This is a genomic window from Curtobacterium poinsettiae, from assembly GCF_025677645.1.
In the GTDB taxonomy this organism is placed as follows: Bacteria; Actinomycetota; Actinomycetes; order Actinomycetales; family Microbacteriaceae; genus Curtobacterium; species Curtobacterium poinsettiae_A.
On record NZ_CP106879.1, the window covers coordinates 56550 to 71161 of the forward strand.

Annotated in this window: 13 protein-coding genes and 1 tRNA gene; 4 read left to right on the forward strand and 10 right to left on the reverse strand. The window is 70.6% G+C overall.

The genetic code is table 11. The annotated features are described in order from the left end of the window. Nucleotides 1-75: 75 nt before the first annotated feature. Entirely contained in the window at nucleotides 76-2136 is a 2061-nt protein-coding gene (locus OE229_RS00270; protein ID WP_262139177.1) for an MDR family MFS transporter, read from the reverse strand. Nucleotides 2137-2305: 169 nt separating this feature from the next. Between OE229_RS00270 and OE229_RS00275 the strand changes: the two genes are divergently transcribed. Continuing rightward, the gene (locus OE229_RS00275) at nucleotides 2306-3187 is read left to right on the forward strand and encodes a hypothetical protein (RefSeq protein ID WP_262139179.1); all 882 of its coding nucleotides are present in this window, start codon (nucleotides 2306-2308) and stop codon (nucleotides 3185-3187) included. Nucleotides 3188-3258: 71 nt separating this feature from the next. Then, the gene (locus tag OE229_RS00280; protein WP_209135248.1) at nucleotides 3259-3648 is read left to right on the forward strand and encodes a hypothetical protein; all 390 of its coding nucleotides are present in this window, start codon (nucleotides 3259-3261) and stop codon (nucleotides 3646-3648) included. Between the two features lie 34 nt (nucleotides 3649-3682). On the opposite strand, the gene OE229_RS00285 is transcribed toward OE229_RS00280, so the two are convergent. Continuing rightward, the gene (locus OE229_RS00285; RefSeq protein WP_262139181.1) at nucleotides 3683-5140 is read right to left on the reverse strand and encodes an SPFH domain-containing protein; all 1458 of its coding nucleotides are present in this window, start codon (nucleotides 5138-5140) and stop codon (nucleotides 3683-3685) included. Between the two features lie 178 nt (nucleotides 5141-5318). Further along, on the reverse strand, nucleotides 5319-6146 hold the full coding sequence (gene nadE / locus OE229_RS00290) for an ammonia-dependent NAD(+) synthetase (RefSeq protein ID WP_262139183.1): 828 nt from the start codon (nucleotides 6144-6146) through the stop codon (nucleotides 5319-5321). Nucleotides 6147-6336: 190 nt separating this feature from the next. Here nadE and OE229_RS00295 point away from each other — a divergent pair, with 190 nt between their 5' ends. Then, nucleotides 6337-6774: a MarR family winged helix-turn-helix transcriptional regulator gene (locus OE229_RS00295; RefSeq protein WP_262139185.1), complete on the forward strand. Its 438-nt coding sequence runs from the start codon at nucleotides 6337-6339 to the stop codon at nucleotides 6772-6774. Between the two features lie 208 nt (nucleotides 6775-6982). Further along, on the forward strand, nucleotides 6983-8416 hold the full coding sequence (locus OE229_RS00300) for an MATE family efflux transporter (RefSeq protein WP_262139187.1): 1434 nt from the start codon (nucleotides 6983-6985) through the stop codon (nucleotides 8414-8416). A 184-nt stretch (nucleotides 8417-8600) separates the two neighbouring features. Here OE229_RS00300 and OE229_RS00305 read toward each other — a convergent pair whose 3' ends face one another. The 7 genes from OE229_RS00305 to OE229_RS18040 form a co-directional block, all read right to left on the reverse strand. Continuing rightward, the gene (locus OE229_RS00305; protein WP_262139188.1) at nucleotides 8601-9200 is read right to left on the reverse strand and encodes a copper resistance CopC family protein; all 600 of its coding nucleotides are present in this window, start codon (nucleotides 9198-9200) and stop codon (nucleotides 8601-8603) included. Nucleotides 9201-9270: 70 nt separating this feature from the next. Next, a complete protein-coding gene (locus OE229_RS00310) occupies nucleotides 9271-9438 on the reverse strand; it encodes a hypothetical protein (protein ID WP_182065313.1) in 168 nt (55 codons plus the stop codon). 274 nt (nucleotides 9439-9712) lie between these two features. Continuing rightward, complete coding sequence (gene argG / locus OE229_RS00315; protein ID WP_182065314.1) at nucleotides 9713-11155, reverse strand: argininosuccinate synthase; 1443 nt, start codon at nucleotides 11153-11155, stop codon at nucleotides 9713-9715. A 73-nt stretch (nucleotides 11156-11228) separates the two neighbouring features. Beyond that, nucleotides 11229-11300, reverse strand: a tRNA-Arg gene (locus OE229_RS00320). A 13-nt stretch (nucleotides 11301-11313) separates the two neighbouring features. Continuing rightward, nucleotides 11314-12417: an epoxide hydrolase family protein gene (locus tag OE229_RS00325; RefSeq protein ID WP_262139191.1), complete on the reverse strand. Its 1104-nt coding sequence runs from the start codon at nucleotides 12415-12417 to the stop codon at nucleotides 11314-11316. 142 nt (nucleotides 12418-12559) lie between these two features. Continuing rightward, entirely contained in the window at nucleotides 12560-13054 is a 495-nt protein-coding gene (locus OE229_RS00330; protein WP_027466591.1) for an HNH endonuclease, read from the reverse strand. Nucleotides 13055-13406: 352 nt separating this feature from the next. Beyond that, the gene (locus OE229_RS18040; RefSeq protein ID WP_315973842.1) at nucleotides 13407-14378 is read right to left on the reverse strand and encodes a C40 family peptidase; all 972 of its coding nucleotides are present in this window, start codon (nucleotides 14376-14378) and stop codon (nucleotides 13407-13409) included. Nucleotides 14379-14612: the final 234 nt, after the last annotated feature.

Below are 14612 nucleotides of genomic sequence, written 5' to 3' on the forward strand. Positions count from 1 at the left end.
GCTGCGCTCCGTCCTGTTCTCGGGTCCGTGCGACGCCGGGCCTCCGCGTCGTGTGACGGGGAGGCCCGGCGCGACTCAGACCTGCGACCGACCGCCCTGGACGGGGATCGAACCGGTGACCGGGGCGGTGGGCGAGCCCATCGTGTCCGCGGCCCGCACGGCCTGCGCCTCGAGGTCGTCGGCGGTGCCGGCGTCGTCCGCCTGCTCCTGCAGGGCCGAGCTCTTGCGGAGCGGCGGCGCCTTGAAGAAGAAGCTCAGGACGAACGCGAGCAGGATCACCGCGAAGCCGACCCAGTAGACGGTCACGGCCGAGGCGTTGAACCCGGACATGAACGGCCGGGTCAGGGCGGCGTCGGCACCGTTCAGGTACGACGTGTCGCTCGTCTCGGCGTTCGAGTCGCTCGGGTCGTTCGCGCCCGTGTCGATCTGCTTCGACAGCTCCGGTGCGAGCTGGTCCACCCAGTAGGTGCGCTGCCCCGAGTCCGACCAGTCGACGACGAGCCGGCCGTCCTGCACGCTGGCGTGCGCCTTGTCGGCAGCGGCGGTGAGCGCCTGCTGCCGCACGGCGTCGGGAGCCCCGGCGGTGGCCTGGGTCACCTGGTCGGTGGCGGTGTCGAGACCGGACTGCACCTGCTGCTGGAGCGGGGTGACGATCGGGTCCCAGATCTGGTCCATGACGCCCTGGTTCGCCTTCGCACCGGCGACCTCCGGGTCGAGCGCCGCACTGAGGGCGGGCTTGAGGTTCGACTCGTCCGCCGTGGCGTGCAGGATGTTCGTCGGCATGAGCGAGAACAGGACGGACAGCAGGACAGCGGTGCCGAGCGTGCCACCGATCTGGCGGAAGAACGTGGCGGACGACGTCGCCACACCCATGTCACGCGGCTGCACCGAGTTCTGCGAGGCCAGGGTGATGCTCTGCATGAGCTGGCCGAGCCCGAGGCCGATCAGGAACATGCCGATCATCAGGAACCACAGCGGCTTGTCGATCGTCATGAACGTCAGGACGACGTAGCCGAGCGACACCAGGGCCGTGCCGATGACCGGGAAGATCCGGTACCGGCCGGTGCGGGCCACGATCTGCCCCGAGGCGATCGAGGCGATCATCAGGCCACCGATCATCGGCAGCGTCGCGAAGCCGGACTCGGTCGGCGTCAGGCCGGTGACGATCTGCAGGTACAGCGGGATGGTGAGCATCGCGCCGAACATCGCAAAGCCGACCAGGAAGCCCAGGATGGTCGCCATCGAGAACGTGCTGGAGCGGAAGAGCTTGAGCGGGATGATCGCGTCGTCCTGCATGCGGGTCTCGATCACCAGGAAGGCGACGAGGCCGAGCGCACCGATGACGTAGCAGGCGATCGCGCTGGCCGAACCCCAGCCCCACGTGCGGCCCTGCTCCGCGACGAGGAGCAGCGGCGCGAGCGTGACGATGACCGAGGTCGCGCCCCACCAGTCGATGCGCGGCTTGGCCTTGGCTTCGCCGAACTTCGGCAGGTGCAGGAACGCGATCACCATGAGGAGCGCGGCGACGCCGATCGGCACGTTGATCAGGAACACCCAGCGCCAGCCGGTGATGCCGACGATCGAGCTCGCACCGGCGAACAGGCCGCCGATCAGCGGGCCGATCACGGACGAGATGCCGAAGACCGCCAGGAAGTAGCCCTGGTACTTCGCCCGTTCGCGGGGCGCGAGGATGTCGCCCATGATCGCGAGCGGCAGCGACATCAGCGCACCGGCACCGATGCCCTGGAACGCGCGGAAGGCAGCGAGCATGGTCATCGACGTCGACAGGGTCGAGAGCAGCGACCCGAGGATGAAGACCGCGATGCCGAAGATGTAGAGCGGGCGACGACCGAAGACGTCGGAGAGCTTGCCGTAGATCGGCGTGGTGATGGTCGACGCGATCAGGTAGGCCGTCGTGACCCAGGCCTGCTGGTCGAGGCCGTGCAGGTCGTCACCGATCGTGCGGATCGCCGTGCCGACGATGGTCTGGTCGAGGGACGACAGGAACATGCCCGCCATCAGGCCGTAGATGACGAGCAGGATCTGGCGGTGCGACATGATCGGCTTGCCCGGCGTGCTCGCCGGGGAGTCCTGTCGTCCGCGCGACACCTCGACGGGTGCGGTGGCAGTGGACATGCGGGGTTCCTCACAGGGGATGTGGCGTGGTGGTCGTCGGCCTGGTCGGGACCCCGAACGGGTGCCAACCTTGCAGGCTCTGCAAATTTACATCGCGAGCACCTTTGCCGCCAACGCAAAGTTGCCGAGCATGCATGTTCGTGTACGGGTTCTCAGGTAGCGTCGGCGCATGGGGCGAACCAGCTGGACCGACGTACCGACGACGCTGCGGCAGCGGGTGGCGTGGGTGCTGGGCGGTCCGGTCGTGACCGCCGAGTCCCAGGCGAGCGGGTGGTCTCCTGGCAGCGCCGACCGGGTGACGACCGCGGGGGGACGACGAGCCTTCGTGAAGACGGTGTCGCGCTCGCGCAACGAGGACGCGCTCGAGCTGCACCGTCGCGAAGCCGCGGTCATGGCACAACTGCCGACGACCGTGCAGGCGCCGCAGCTGCTCGACTCACTGCACACCACGGTCGACGGCGACGACTGGGTCGCGCTCGTGCTCGACGACGTCGCGGGCCAGCACCCGGGCCGGCACCTCGACGGATCGGACACGGCGGCCGTGCTCGACGCGCTCCACACGCTGCCACCCGCGACCGGTGGGCTGGCGACGCTCCCCCGCATCGCCGAGGACCTGCGCGGCGAGTTCGGCGCCTGGGACCGGATGCTGGCCGACGACGCGGACGCCGCTCGCGTCGCAGAGGTCGTCCCGCCCCACGTCCTCGACGCCGGCACCGCGATCGCGCGCGCGGCTTCCGGGGCAGCAGCGCTCGTCTGGGTGGTCGACTGGCCCTGGGCGAGCGTGGGCGCGCACTGGCTCGACCCGCTGACCTACCTGCTCGACACGCTCGTCCGCGGCGAGGACGCCGACGTCGAGCGTCACCTCGCCACGCACCCGGTGTTCGCCGAGGTACCGGCCGACACGATCGACGCCGTGCTGGCCGGGCTCGCCGGGTTGTTCTTCGAGCACGCCCTGCAGCCGGCGCCGCCGAACATGCCCACGATCCGCGACTTCCAGCGGCGCGAGGGTGTGGCGGCCGCCGAGTGGCTGCTCCGGCGCTGGGCCGAGTGACAGCGTGCCCGCCCGAGCGGGGGACGCGTCTGTCCAGGGAGCGCAGCGCACCGGAGCGTACGGTCCACCGCATGACTGATGAGCACCGCACCCCGCGTCCCGAAGACGACGCCGCGCGCCTCGGTCTCGTCGTCGTCGGAGAGGCAGCAGCCCTGCAGTCCGGCGACGAGGCGGCACTGGACGCGAGCGAGCAGAACATCCGCGACACCCTCGACGAACTGGTCGACGAGCCCCTGACCCCGCGGCAGGAGGAGGTCGTCGAGCGACTCGCCTCGGCCGGCGGCACCCTGACCGCCGGACTCAGCGGCGCCCTCGCCGCCCAGACCGGTCGCAGCGTCGACGACGTGCTCGAGGGCGCGGCCCGCAGCGTCGTCTGGCAGCAGCGGCTCGCGGACGCGCGTGAGGACGCCGGCGCACAGCAGCGCGACCCGCAGAACGGCAACGGGCGCGACGAGGGCTGATCCCCCGACGCGCCCGCTGCAGGCACCCGCTCGGCTACTCGGCCGGTTCGACCTGTGGCACCGACTGCTCGCGCACGACGGCACGGGCAGCCGCCTGGCCCGTCGCGGTGCTCTTCACGATGTCACTCAGGGTGAACCCGGCAGTGGCTCCGAGCAACGCATCGACCTCGCTGAACTGACTGACGACACTCTTCGACAGCGCACCCGCGCCGTCGGAGGACACCACGGTGAGCGTGTCGATGTTGCCCATCGGGGCGGCGAGCTCGCGGGCGATGCTCGGCAGGGTCTCGATCGCCTTGACCCGCAGGACGGCCTCGGAGTGCTGCGCGAGCGCGTCGGCCTGCGCCTTGGTCGCATCGGCCTCGGCCTGACCCTTCGCACGGATCGCGTCGGCGGCGGCTTCACCCTCGGCGCGTGATGCGTCGGCAGCGAGCTTGCGGGCGTCCGCCTCGGCCTTCGCCTCGGCCGCGACGGCCTCCGCGGAGATCCGACGGGCCTCGGCCTGGGCGCGTGCGGTCTCGACCTGGGCCGCAGCAGCGGCTTCGGCCTCGACGCGGGTCTTGCGCGCCTGGGCCTCGGCGACCGCGGAGACCTCGGACTCGAGCTCGGCACGGCGCAGCTCGGCACGCTTCTGCGCGGTGATCTGCTCCTGCTCGACGACGCCCTGGGCCGCACGAGCCTGGGCGAGCGGGCCGGCGGCAGCGGCTTCGGCGGACGCACGGTCGGCGTCGAGCTGCAGCGCGGCACGACGGATGGCCAGGGCGTTCTCGGCCTCGGCGATCGCCTGGTCTGCGGTCGCGCGGGCCTCTCGAGCCTCACGGTCGGCCTGGGCCTCGGCGTTCTCGGCTTCGAGTCGCACGCGTGCACGCTCCGCACGGCCGAGGTCGCTGATGTACTCGTTGCGGTCCGAGATGCCCTTGATCTCGAACGAGTCGACGTCGAGCCCCTGGCTGTGCAGGGCGTCCTTCGCGACGTCGAGCACGGCGACGGTGAGCTGGTCGCGCTTGCGGATGATGGTCGACACGTCGGTCGCGCCGATCGAGGCGCGGAGCGAGCCGGACAGGACCTCGCGCGCGAAGTCGTCGATCTTCTTCTCCTGCCCGAGGAACCGCTGTGCGGCCGCCCGGATCGAGGCGTCGGTCTCGCCGACCTTGACGAGCGCGACGGCCTCGACGTCGATGGTCACACCGCGGGAGTCCTGCGCGTTGACGTTGATGTCGATCGCACGCGAGCTGAGCGACAGCTTCGCGACCTTCTCGAAGAAGGGGCGGACGAGCACGCCCGCGCCGAGCACGACCTTGATGCCGGATTCGACGGTCTCGGTGCCGTCGGCGTTCTTGACCTTGCGGGAGCGCTTGCCGGTGATGATGAGCGCTTCGTCGGCACCGGCGTTGCGGTAGACGACCTTGGCGTAGATCAGCGCGATCACGGCGAGGACGATGATCCCCACGATGATCAGCGGGACGGCTCCGAGCGCGAACAGGACTTCCATGACTCCCCCTTGAGGACCAGGCGCCAACCTGGATTCCGCATCTGTTGTTTCCGTTGACTCCCATCCTAGGAGCGAACGTGGACAGCCGGAGCTTGCGGGGAGGCGTTGGGGAGAACAGGCGGGAGGCGCGGTGCAGGACCTCCTGCACCGCGCCTCCCGTCCGGGGTCGCGTCAGCGTCTACGCAGCCGCACGCCACCAGTCGTCGAAGGGCGTCGCCGGGACCTGACGCTTGTGCTCGGTCGCGCGGTAGCGCGACTCGATCGCCTCGGCGACCTCGACCGGCACGTCGTGGCCCTGCAGGTACGCGTCGATCTCGGCGTAGGTGAGTCCGAGGTTCGCCTCGTCGGTCTGCCCGGGCAGCTCGTCGAGCAGGTCAGCGGTGGGCGCCTTCTCGTACAGGCGGGCCGGTGCGCCGAGGTGCTCGAGCAGCTGCCGCCCCTGGCTCTTCGACAGCCCGGTGAGCGGGGTGAGGTCGACGCCGCCGTCGCCGTACTTGGTGAAGAAGCCCGTGACGGCCTCGGCCGCGTGGTCCGTGCCGACCACCAGCAGGCCGCGCTGCCCGGCGACCGCGTACTGGGCGACCATGCGCATGCGCGCCTTGACGTTGCCCTTCACGAAGTCGCTCAGCTCGACGCCCGAGGCCGCGGTGTCCTCCATGACCCCGTCGACCCCGTGCTCGATGTTCACGGTGATGCCCGGGTCGGCCGCGATGAACCGCAGGGCGAGCTGGGCGTCGTCCTCGTCGGCCTGCACGCGGTAGGGCATGCGGACGGTCGTGAACTCGGCCGGGTGCCCCTCGGCGCGGAGCGACTCGACCGCGAGCTGGGTCAGGCGGCCGGCCAGGGTGGAGTCCTGCCCGCCGCTGATGGCCAGGAGGTACCCCTTCGCCCCGGTCGTCAGCAGGTAGTCGCGCAGGAACCCGACACGACGGGCGACCTCCTGCTCCGGGTCGATGGTCGGCTGGACGTTGAGGTCCGCTGCGATGGCGGCTTGGAGTTCACGCACCACCCCAGTATCGCGCCGATCCGGCCAAGTGGACCGGCGGGTTCCCGAAGACGTCCATCGGATCGACCGGGAGGTCCCGGAGCGGCGGTGACCCCATCACCACGGGAAGCGGCGACCCCCGAACCCGATCCGGTCACCGCTCGGACCGGGATCGTTGACAGTTCAATGCCTAACAGTTAGAGTCCTGATCATGCAGGCACCGGACTTCACGACACCGCTCCAGCTCATGCGGTGGATCGGATGGGCGCAGCGCAAGGGCGCCGAGGAGTGGGTCCGTGAACGCGACCTCACCCACGAACAGTCGTTCGTGCTCGGGTACCTGCAGGAACACCCCGGCGCCATCCAGCGGGACATCGCCGAGGCCACCCGGACCAGCGCGGCCAGCGTCTCGAGTCTCCTGCAGGGGCTCGAGCGGCGTGGCCTGATCGAACGACGACCGGACGCCATGAACGGGCGGACGAAGACGGTGCACGCCACCCAGGCGGGCATCGACCTCATCGCCGGGTTCACCGACGCGATGGTCGCCCTCGACGACTCCCTGCTCGCTCCCCTCGACGCGGACGAACGCGCCACCCTGCAGCGACTGCTGCAGAAGGTGACCGCGGAACTCGCGCCGCCGACCCGCTAGCCGGACCACCGCACCACCAGCGCCACCGCACCACCAGCGCCACCGCGCCACCCGCGCCACCGCACCGACCCGCTCCATGCACCACGCGCCTCCCGGCCGGATCCGCCGGCGCGCCCTCGCGACCCCGCGACCCTGTCGGTCGCGCGCTCCCCCCTGCCGTGCCGGCGTCCGTCGGCGCGCCCACCGCCATGCCCGGAAGGGAACCGTCATGTCCACCACCACCACCACCACCGCTGCGGCGACGAACCGCTGGTACCTCTCCGCTGCCCCGATCGCTCGAGCCCTGGTGCACCTGTGCGTGCCGATGGCCGCCGCGATGGTCGTCAGCGCCCTGTACAACGTCATCAACGCGGGCTTCATCGGCGCCCAGCACGACACGTCCCTGCTCGCCGCGATCACCTTCGGCACGCCGCTGCTCGGATTGGTGATGGCCGTGGGCGGGGTGTTCGGCGTCGGCGGCAGCGCCTTGATGTCCCGGTTGCTCGGCGCATCGGAACACGACCCCGACAAGGCACGGGACATCAAGCACGTCGCCTCGTTCGCGCTGTGGGGAGCGGTCGTGACCGGTGCCGTGCTCGGCGTCGTCGGACTCCTGCTGCTCCGCCCGCTCGTCGCCGTCCTCGGTGCGGACGCGGCAGCGGTCCCCGCCACGAGCGAGTACGTCGCCGTGATGCTCGCGTTCGTCCCCGTCCTCGCCGCGTCCTTCGCGCTCGAGCAGATCGTCCGCTCCGAGGGCGCCGCTCGGCAGGCGATGATCGGCCTGGTCCTGTCCACGGTCGGCAACCTGGTGTTCGACGTCCTGTTCATCCTGGGGCTGCACTGGGGCGTCGGCGGCGCCGCACTCGCGGTGGGCCTGGCCAACGTGGTCTCGATCGTCTACTGGGTCACCTGGCTGCAGCGGAACAGCGAGAACGTCAGCTTCGCGCCGAAGTGGTTCACCCTGCGTGCGGACATCCTGAAGCCCGTGTTCGGCATCGGCGTCGGCGAGCTGCTGCAGTCCGCGTTCCTCATCGTCACGACACTCGTCCTCAACAACCTCGCCGCTGCCTACGGTGACGACCCACTGGCGGCGATGGGCGTCGCGGTCCGCATCGCCCAGGTGCCGGAGTTCCTGGTGATGGGGGTGACCGTCGGCGTGCTGCCGCTGCTGGCCTACGCGTTCGGCGCGGGTGACGCCGTCCGACTGCGCTCCGGACTGCGCGCCGCGGCCCTGACCGTCGGCGGCATCGTGCTCGTCTTCTCCGGCACCGTGTTCGTGTTCCGCGAGCAGGTCTTCACAATCTTCTCCGGTGACCACTCGGTGCTCGCGATCGGCATGACGATCCTGACGGCACAGCTCGTCGCCGCCGTCGTCAACGGGTTCACGGGACTGCTCACCTCGCTGTTCCAGGCGACCGGGATGGTCATGCCCGCGATGGTGCTGTCGATGGCGCAGGGTGTGCTGTTCATCCCGATCGTGATCGCCGGCAACGTGTGGTTCGGGCTCGCCGGGATCATCTGGGCACTCACCGTCACCGAGGGCGTCGTGTTCGTCGCCGCCGTCGTCCTCTGGCTGGCGACGCGGGGCCGCATCGCCCGAGGCCTGGCCGAGGGCAGCCCGGCGCGCGCCGACGCCGAGCTGCAGGCCGCCCCCGTGGCGTGAGGCGCGTCGCCCCCGGCGTCAGGCACCACGTGCGGACGGGAGGCCCGGTGCCGGTCCGGCACCGGGCCTCCCGTCCGTCCCGTGGACGCGTTCCGTGCGCCGCGCGCGCTTCGTGAGCAGGAACGGCCGGGTGCGCGCCTGCGACCCGACCGCTTCTGCTCACGAAGTGGGCTGGCGCCGCGCGCTACGCGCTGCGGCCGCGCCGCAGCATCAGCACGACGACCGCGCCGGCCACCAGGACGGCTCCGGCGCCGAGGCCGATCCACACGCCCGGCGCGATCCCCGGCGACGAGGACGGAGCACCGTCCGAGGCTCCGGTGGCCGTCGCGGTGGCACTCGGTGTCGGCGTGCTGCTCGCCGTCGGGGTCGGGGTCACGCTCGCGCTCGGGGTCGACACGGGCGCTGCGGCCCGGTACTCGAATGCGAGCGTGCCCTCGATCGGATGGCCGTCGGGCGACACGTACCGCCAGAGCACCGTGTAGGCCCCCTGGTCGAGGTCGACCGCGCGGCGCATGGTCGTCCCGGAGACCGTCACGTCACCCGTGGCGACCTCGGTGCCTGCCGAGTCCGTCACCTGGATCCGGAGTCCGGCGTCGAGGCCGGCGAGCGGCGCCTCGGAGAAGGTGAGATCGACGGACTCGAGCGGTTCGGTGACGACCGCCCCGTCCGCCGGGGTGCTGCTGGTCAGGGCCGAGTGGGCCGACGCGGGCTGGACACCGACCAGCGTCAGCAGTCCCGCCGCGACGATCGCCAGTGCCGCCGCCGTGGTTCGGGCTGTGCGCATGCGCAGACTCTACCGATGGTGAAGCGACGACCAGCTGGGGTCGGAACCCGAGGGTCAGCGTCGTTCGCGGTCAGAGCTGCTCGCCGAGGAAGTCGGCGTAGGACGGCTCCCAGCGGACATCGCCGACGCTCATCAGCTGGTGGCCCGTCCCCTCGAGGCGTTCGGCGACGAGCGCGGCGAGGTCTTCGGGCGAACGGAGTCCGTGGCGGTGCCAGTCGATCGGCATTCTGGCGGTCATGACGACCAGCCCTTCGTCGAGATGATGCGCATCTCGGATCCGACCGGGTCGACCCGCTGTGCCAGACCTCACAGGACGTGAGGAGCATCGTGACGACGGATCCCTGATGACCGACCCGGTTCCTCCACGCTAGGGGCTGGGGAGCACGGCGTCGAACGCAGTGCGCTTCTCGGCCGACGGGGTCACCCGCCGACAGCGGACGGGAGGCTCGGTGCCAGCTGGCGCCGAGCCTCCCGTCATCAAGGAGTCGCGCCCACGGCGCGGTTCCGCTCGATCAGTCGGTGCCCGAGTCGAAGGCCGCGCCCTCGGAGGCCAGGTCGGTGCGACGGCCCATGGCGTCCTCAGCGTCGGACGCGACGATGGCACCGCCGAGGATCTCCTCGGCCTCGCCAGCCTCGAGCTCACCGACGAGCTCGGCCGTCGCGCCGCCGATGAGACCGGAGGCGGCGTACTGCTCGAGCCGCGAACGGGAGTCCGCGATGTCGAGGTTGCGCATGGTGAGCTGGCCGATGCGGTCGTCCGGGCCGAACGCGGCGTCGCCGACGCGTTCCATCGACAGCTTGTCCGGGTGGTACGACAGCGCCGGACCCGTCGTGTCGAGGATCGTGTAGTCGTCACCGCGACGCAGGCGCAGCGTGACCTCGCCGGTGACGGCGGAGGCGACCCAGCGCTGCAGCGACTCGCGGAGCATGAGGGACTGCGGGTCGAGCCAGCGACCCTCGTACATCAGGCGACCGAGACGGCGGCCCTCGTTGTGGTACGAGGCGACCGTGTCCTCGTTGTGGATCGCGTTGAGCAGGCGCTCGTAGGCGATGTGCAGCAGCGCCATGCCCGGTGCCTCGTAGATGCCGCGGCTCTTCGCCTCGATGATGCGGTTCTCGATCTGGTCGGACGCACCCAGGCCGTGGCGGCCACCGATGGCGTTCGCCTCGTAGACCAGGGCGACGGCGTCCGTGTACTCGACACCGTTGATCGCGACGGGGCGACCGGCCTCGAACCGGACGCTCACGATCTCGGTCGCGACCTCGACGTCGTCACGCCAGGCGGCGACGCCCATGATCGGCTCGACGATGTCCAGGCCGCTCGACAGCTCTTCGAGGCTCTTCGCCTCGTGCGTCGCGCCCCAGATGTTCGCGTCGGTCGAGTACGCCTTCTCGGTGGAGTCGCGGTACGGGAACCCGCGGGCGACGAGCCACTCGCTCATCTCCTTGCGGCCGCCGAGCTCCTCGACGAACTCGGAGTCGAGCCACGGCTTGTAGACGCGCAGACGCGGGTTGGCCATCAGGCCGTAGCGGTAGAACCGCTCGATGTCGTTGCCCTTGTAGGTGGAGCCGTCGCCCCAGATGTCGACGCCGTCCTCCTTCATGGCGCGGACGAGCATCGTGCCCGTCACCGCGCGGCCGAGTGGCGTCGTGTTGAAGTACGTCTTGCCACCGGAGCGGATGTGGAACGCGCCGGTCTGCAGGGCGACCAGGCCTTCTTCGACCAGGGCGCTCTTCGCGTCGACCAGTCGGGCGATCTCCGCGCCGTACTCGTGGGCGCGGCTCGGAACGGCGTCGATGTCCGGCTCGTCGTACTGGCCGATGTCAGCCGTGTACGTGCAGGGGATCGCTCCCTTCTCGCGCATCCAGGCAACGGCGCAGGAGGTGTCGAGACCCCCTGAGAACGCGATGCCGACTCGTTCGCCGACGGGGAGACTGCTCAGGACCTTGGACACGGGGTCAATCGTACGGGGAGACCGGGGATCCCTACCGTCCAGCGCGACGGTTGTGGAGAACTCCCCTGCAAAGTGCCCCTGGAGGGACTCGAACCCCCAACCGTTTCCTTAGGACGGAACTGCTCTTCCATTGAGCTACAGAGGCTGGCTCGTCCACTCTAGCGGCGGAAGCCCTGCAGGAACGCCTGCAGTTCGTCGACGAACAGGTCGGGCTGCTCGAACGGCGCGAAGTGCCCGCCGCGGTCGAGTTCGTGGTGGAACACGAGGTTCGTGGTGCGCTCGAGCCACTCGCGCGGTGCCCGCACGATGTCACCGGGGAAGATCGAGAACCCGGACGGCACCTCGACCCGTCGTTCCAATTGATCCGCCGGGATCGCCGCGTTCGCGTGGTACATCCGCATCGCCGAGCCGATCGTGGCGGTGGCCCAGTACTCGGTGAGCAGCGCCAGGACCTCGTCGCGCGTGTAGACCGACCACAGGTCCCCGTCGCAGTCGCTCCACGCCCGGAGCTTCTCGACGATCCAGGCGGCCAGCCCCGCGGGTGAGTCGTTCAGCCCGACGGCCGCGGTCTGCGGCTTCGTCCGGTGCAGCATCGCGTAGGCGCCCTCGGCAGTGCGCCAGCGGCCGGTCGCGGCGACGAACTCCCGCTCCGCTGCCGACAGCGTCGACACATCCAGCCCCGGCCAGGCGAGCCCGCCGTCGATCCGGTGCACGGCGACGACCCGATCGGGGTGGTCGAGCGCCAGGTAGCGGGCGACGTGTGTGCCGATGTCGCCGCCGGACACCGCGAACCCCTCGTACCCGAGGTCCGTCATCAGTGTCGCCCACATGTCGGCCACCTGCCGGGCGTCGAGCACCTGCGGTGGTGCCTCCGAGAAGCCGTACCCGGGCATGTCCGGCACGACGACGTCGAACCCGGCGTCGACGAGCATCGGCAGTACCTTCCGGTACCGCCACCCGGAGTCCGGCCAGCCGTGCGCGAGCAGGACCGGCAGCGCGTCGGGCTGGGAAGCGCGAGCGTGCAGCACGTGGATGCCGATGCCGTCGACGACGACACGACGAGAGGGCAGGGCGGCGAGCTCGGCACGGTGCGCGTCGAAGTCGAACCCGTCGGCCCAGTACTCGACGAGTGGGCGGAGGACGTCGAGGTCCACGCCGAGCGACCAGCCGACCCCGGCGGGCGCGTCCGGCCAGCGCGTCGCGCGCAGCCGAGCGCGCAGGTCGTCGATGGTCGCGTCGTCGATGTGCGGTGTCTCGCCCATGCCGGCGACGCTAGTCGGCGCCGCCGACAGGCGGACTGGAGGCCCGTGGCGGCGTCACCACGGGCCTCCAGTCCGTCGCGTGAGCAGAAGATGCCGGGTGGCAGACGGCGACCCGGCGTCTTCTGCTCACCGGTTGCGGCCGCTACGCGGCCACGAGGTACTCGTCCCACTCCGCCTGCGGGCGCTCGATGCCGCGCACGACCCACGAGGACCCGTGCGGCACCTTCGGCGGGAACCGGAGGCGCCACCCCATCTCCTGCGGGGTGCGGTCACCCTTGGTGTTGTTGCAGGCCAGGCAGCAGGCGACGAGGTTCTCCCACGAGTCCTGCCCACCGCGCGACCGCGGCTGCACGTGGTCGATCGTGGTGGCGTGCCGGCCGCAGTAGGCACAGTGGTTGCCGTCCCGACGCAGCACACCGCGACGGGACACCGGCACGAGCCTGGAGTGCGGGATGCGCACGTAGCGGGTGAGGATGATGACGGACGGACGGTCGTAGCTCGACGTCGACCCGGTGACCGGGTGTTCGACGTCGGCGGCGACGATGGCGGCCTTCTGGTTCATGACCAGCACGAGGGCTCGTCGGAACGAGATCACCGCGAGGGGCTCGTAACCGGCGTTGAGGACGAGAGTGCGCATGGGTTCCCTTCCGACGTGCCTGGACGGCTTCCAGGCGCTGCGGGTGCGTCGGACCGACGACGCGAACGGGTGAGGACGACCTGTTCACACCCCTGGAACCACGAAGAGCACCACCCGGATGGGCAGTGCTCTCGTCATGCAGGGGCGTGCTCGTGCACGCAGGCTGTGCTCGACCATATGTCGACGCGCGCGCGCCGACCCATGGTGCGGGTCGTGCGGAACATCGACATGAGGGTCTCCTGTTCGCGCCGGTGCGGACCGGTGCAGCGTCAGGTTAACCCAGAAACCGGCCCGGCACGAGGGTGCGCGGGCCGGTTCCGGTGAAGTTCACACGCCGGAGGGGCAGTGGTCGCTAGATGCCGAAACGGACGATGTGGTAGTCGCTGGTCCAGATCGGACGGATCTGCACGGTGCCACCGGGCTTCGGGGCGTCCATGATCATGCCGTTCCCCATGTAGAAGCCGTCGTGCGCCTCGTTGTTGAAGATGACGACGTCACCGGGCTGCGCCTCGGACTCGGGGATCGTGGTGCCCGCCTGGTCCTGCAGCGGCACGGAGTGCGCGAGGTTGATGCCGTACTGGGCGTACACGAACATGATGAAGCCGGAGCAGTCGAAGCCCGACGGGTCCGCGCCACCGAAGACGTACGGGGTGCCGATGTACTGCTTGCCGGTGGCGACCACGGCCGGCAGCGAGAACGGGGTGTCGGCGGCGGAGGAGCTGGCCGCGTACTCGGCGGCCGTGGGCCCAGTGTACGAGGAGTACTGCTTCGCGGTCGCGGCGCGGGCGGTCTCCGTCTGTTCGGCCTGCTCGGCGGCTTCCTTCGCTGCGGCGGCCTGGTCGGCGGCGGCCTGCTTCGCGGCCTTCTCGGCGTCGAGCGTCGCGGTCGACGTCGCGCCGTAGCCGTCACGGCTCGTGTCGGCCAGCGCCACGGCGTCGGAGACCGACAGCTCCTGGCTCTGCGTGGCACGGGCCTGCCGCTGGGCGTCGGCGACGGCCGTCGAGTTGCTGGAGGTCGTCGCGGCGAAGGCCGGGGCGACCGCGACCGTGCCGAACATGCCGGCGGCGACGGTGAGGACGACCGGCGCGAGGAACTTGCGCTTGCGCGACGACGAGCTGGCCTTCGCCGTGCTCGCGGCTGCGGCGGCCTGCGCGGCACGGCGACCACCGGGCAGCGGGGCGGAGCGCACCGGCACGACCGTGCGGACCGGGCGGCCCTCGGTCTCGCGCACGGCCCGCCGGGTGAGCGGGGCGGTGGTGGCGTTCTCGGTGGTCGTCGGGTTCGCGGGCGTCTGGTCGTCCGCGGCGGTACCGGTCTGCGTCAAGAGGTGTGTCTCCAACGTCTCGTCATCACGCCGCCGTGGGTGTCCGGCGGTGTGCAACCCCATCCGTTCGTCATCGTTTCCGATCGAGGCAGGAGACGGGTTCGAGACGTCCTGCCACGGGTCACCGGCTCAGGGGCAGCGCGGCGACTCGGACGAGTGTACGGAGGCACCGTTACCGTGTCGAGACCAAACGCCCCGTGGGTAACGAATCGGTAAAGACTCTCAGGGAGGACC

Excerpts from the sequence above, each read along its gene's own strand:
- OE229_RS00270 (WP_262139177.1), bottom strand. The coding sequence starts at position 2,136 with ATGTCCACTGCCACCGCACCCGTCGAGGTGTCGCGCGGACGACAGGAC.
- OE229_RS00275 (WP_262139179.1), top strand. The coding sequence starts at position 2,306 with ATGGGGCGAACCAGCTGGACCGACGTACCGACGACGCTGCGGCAGCGG.
- OE229_RS00280 (WP_209135248.1), top strand. The coding sequence starts at position 3,259 with ATGACTGATGAGCACCGCACCCCGCGTCCCGAAGACGACGCCGCGCGC.
- OE229_RS00285 (WP_262139181.1), bottom strand. The coding sequence starts at position 5,140 with ATGGAAGTCCTGTTCGCGCTCGGAGCCGTCCCGCTGATCATCGTGGGG.
- OE229_RS00295 (WP_262139185.1), top strand. The coding sequence starts at position 6,337 with ATGCAGGCACCGGACTTCACGACACCGCTCCAGCTCATGCGGTGGATC.
- OE229_RS00300 (WP_262139187.1), top strand. The coding sequence starts at position 6,983 with ATGTCCACCACCACCACCACCACCGCTGCGGCGACGAACCGCTGGTAC.
- OE229_RS00305 (WP_262139188.1), bottom strand. The coding sequence starts at position 9,200 with ATGCGCACAGCCCGAACCACGGCGGCGGCACTGGCGATCGTCGCGGCG.
- OE229_RS00310 (WP_182065313.1), bottom strand. The coding sequence starts at position 9,438 with ATGACCGCCAGAATGCCGATCGACTGGCACCGCCACGGACTCCGTTCG.
- OE229_RS00325 (WP_262139191.1), bottom strand. The coding sequence starts at position 12,417 with ATGGGCGAGACACCGCACATCGACGACGCGACCATCGACGACCTGCGC.
- OE229_RS00330 (WP_027466591.1), bottom strand. The coding sequence starts at position 13,054 with ATGCGCACTCTCGTCCTCAACGCCGGTTACGAGCCCCTCGCGGTGATC.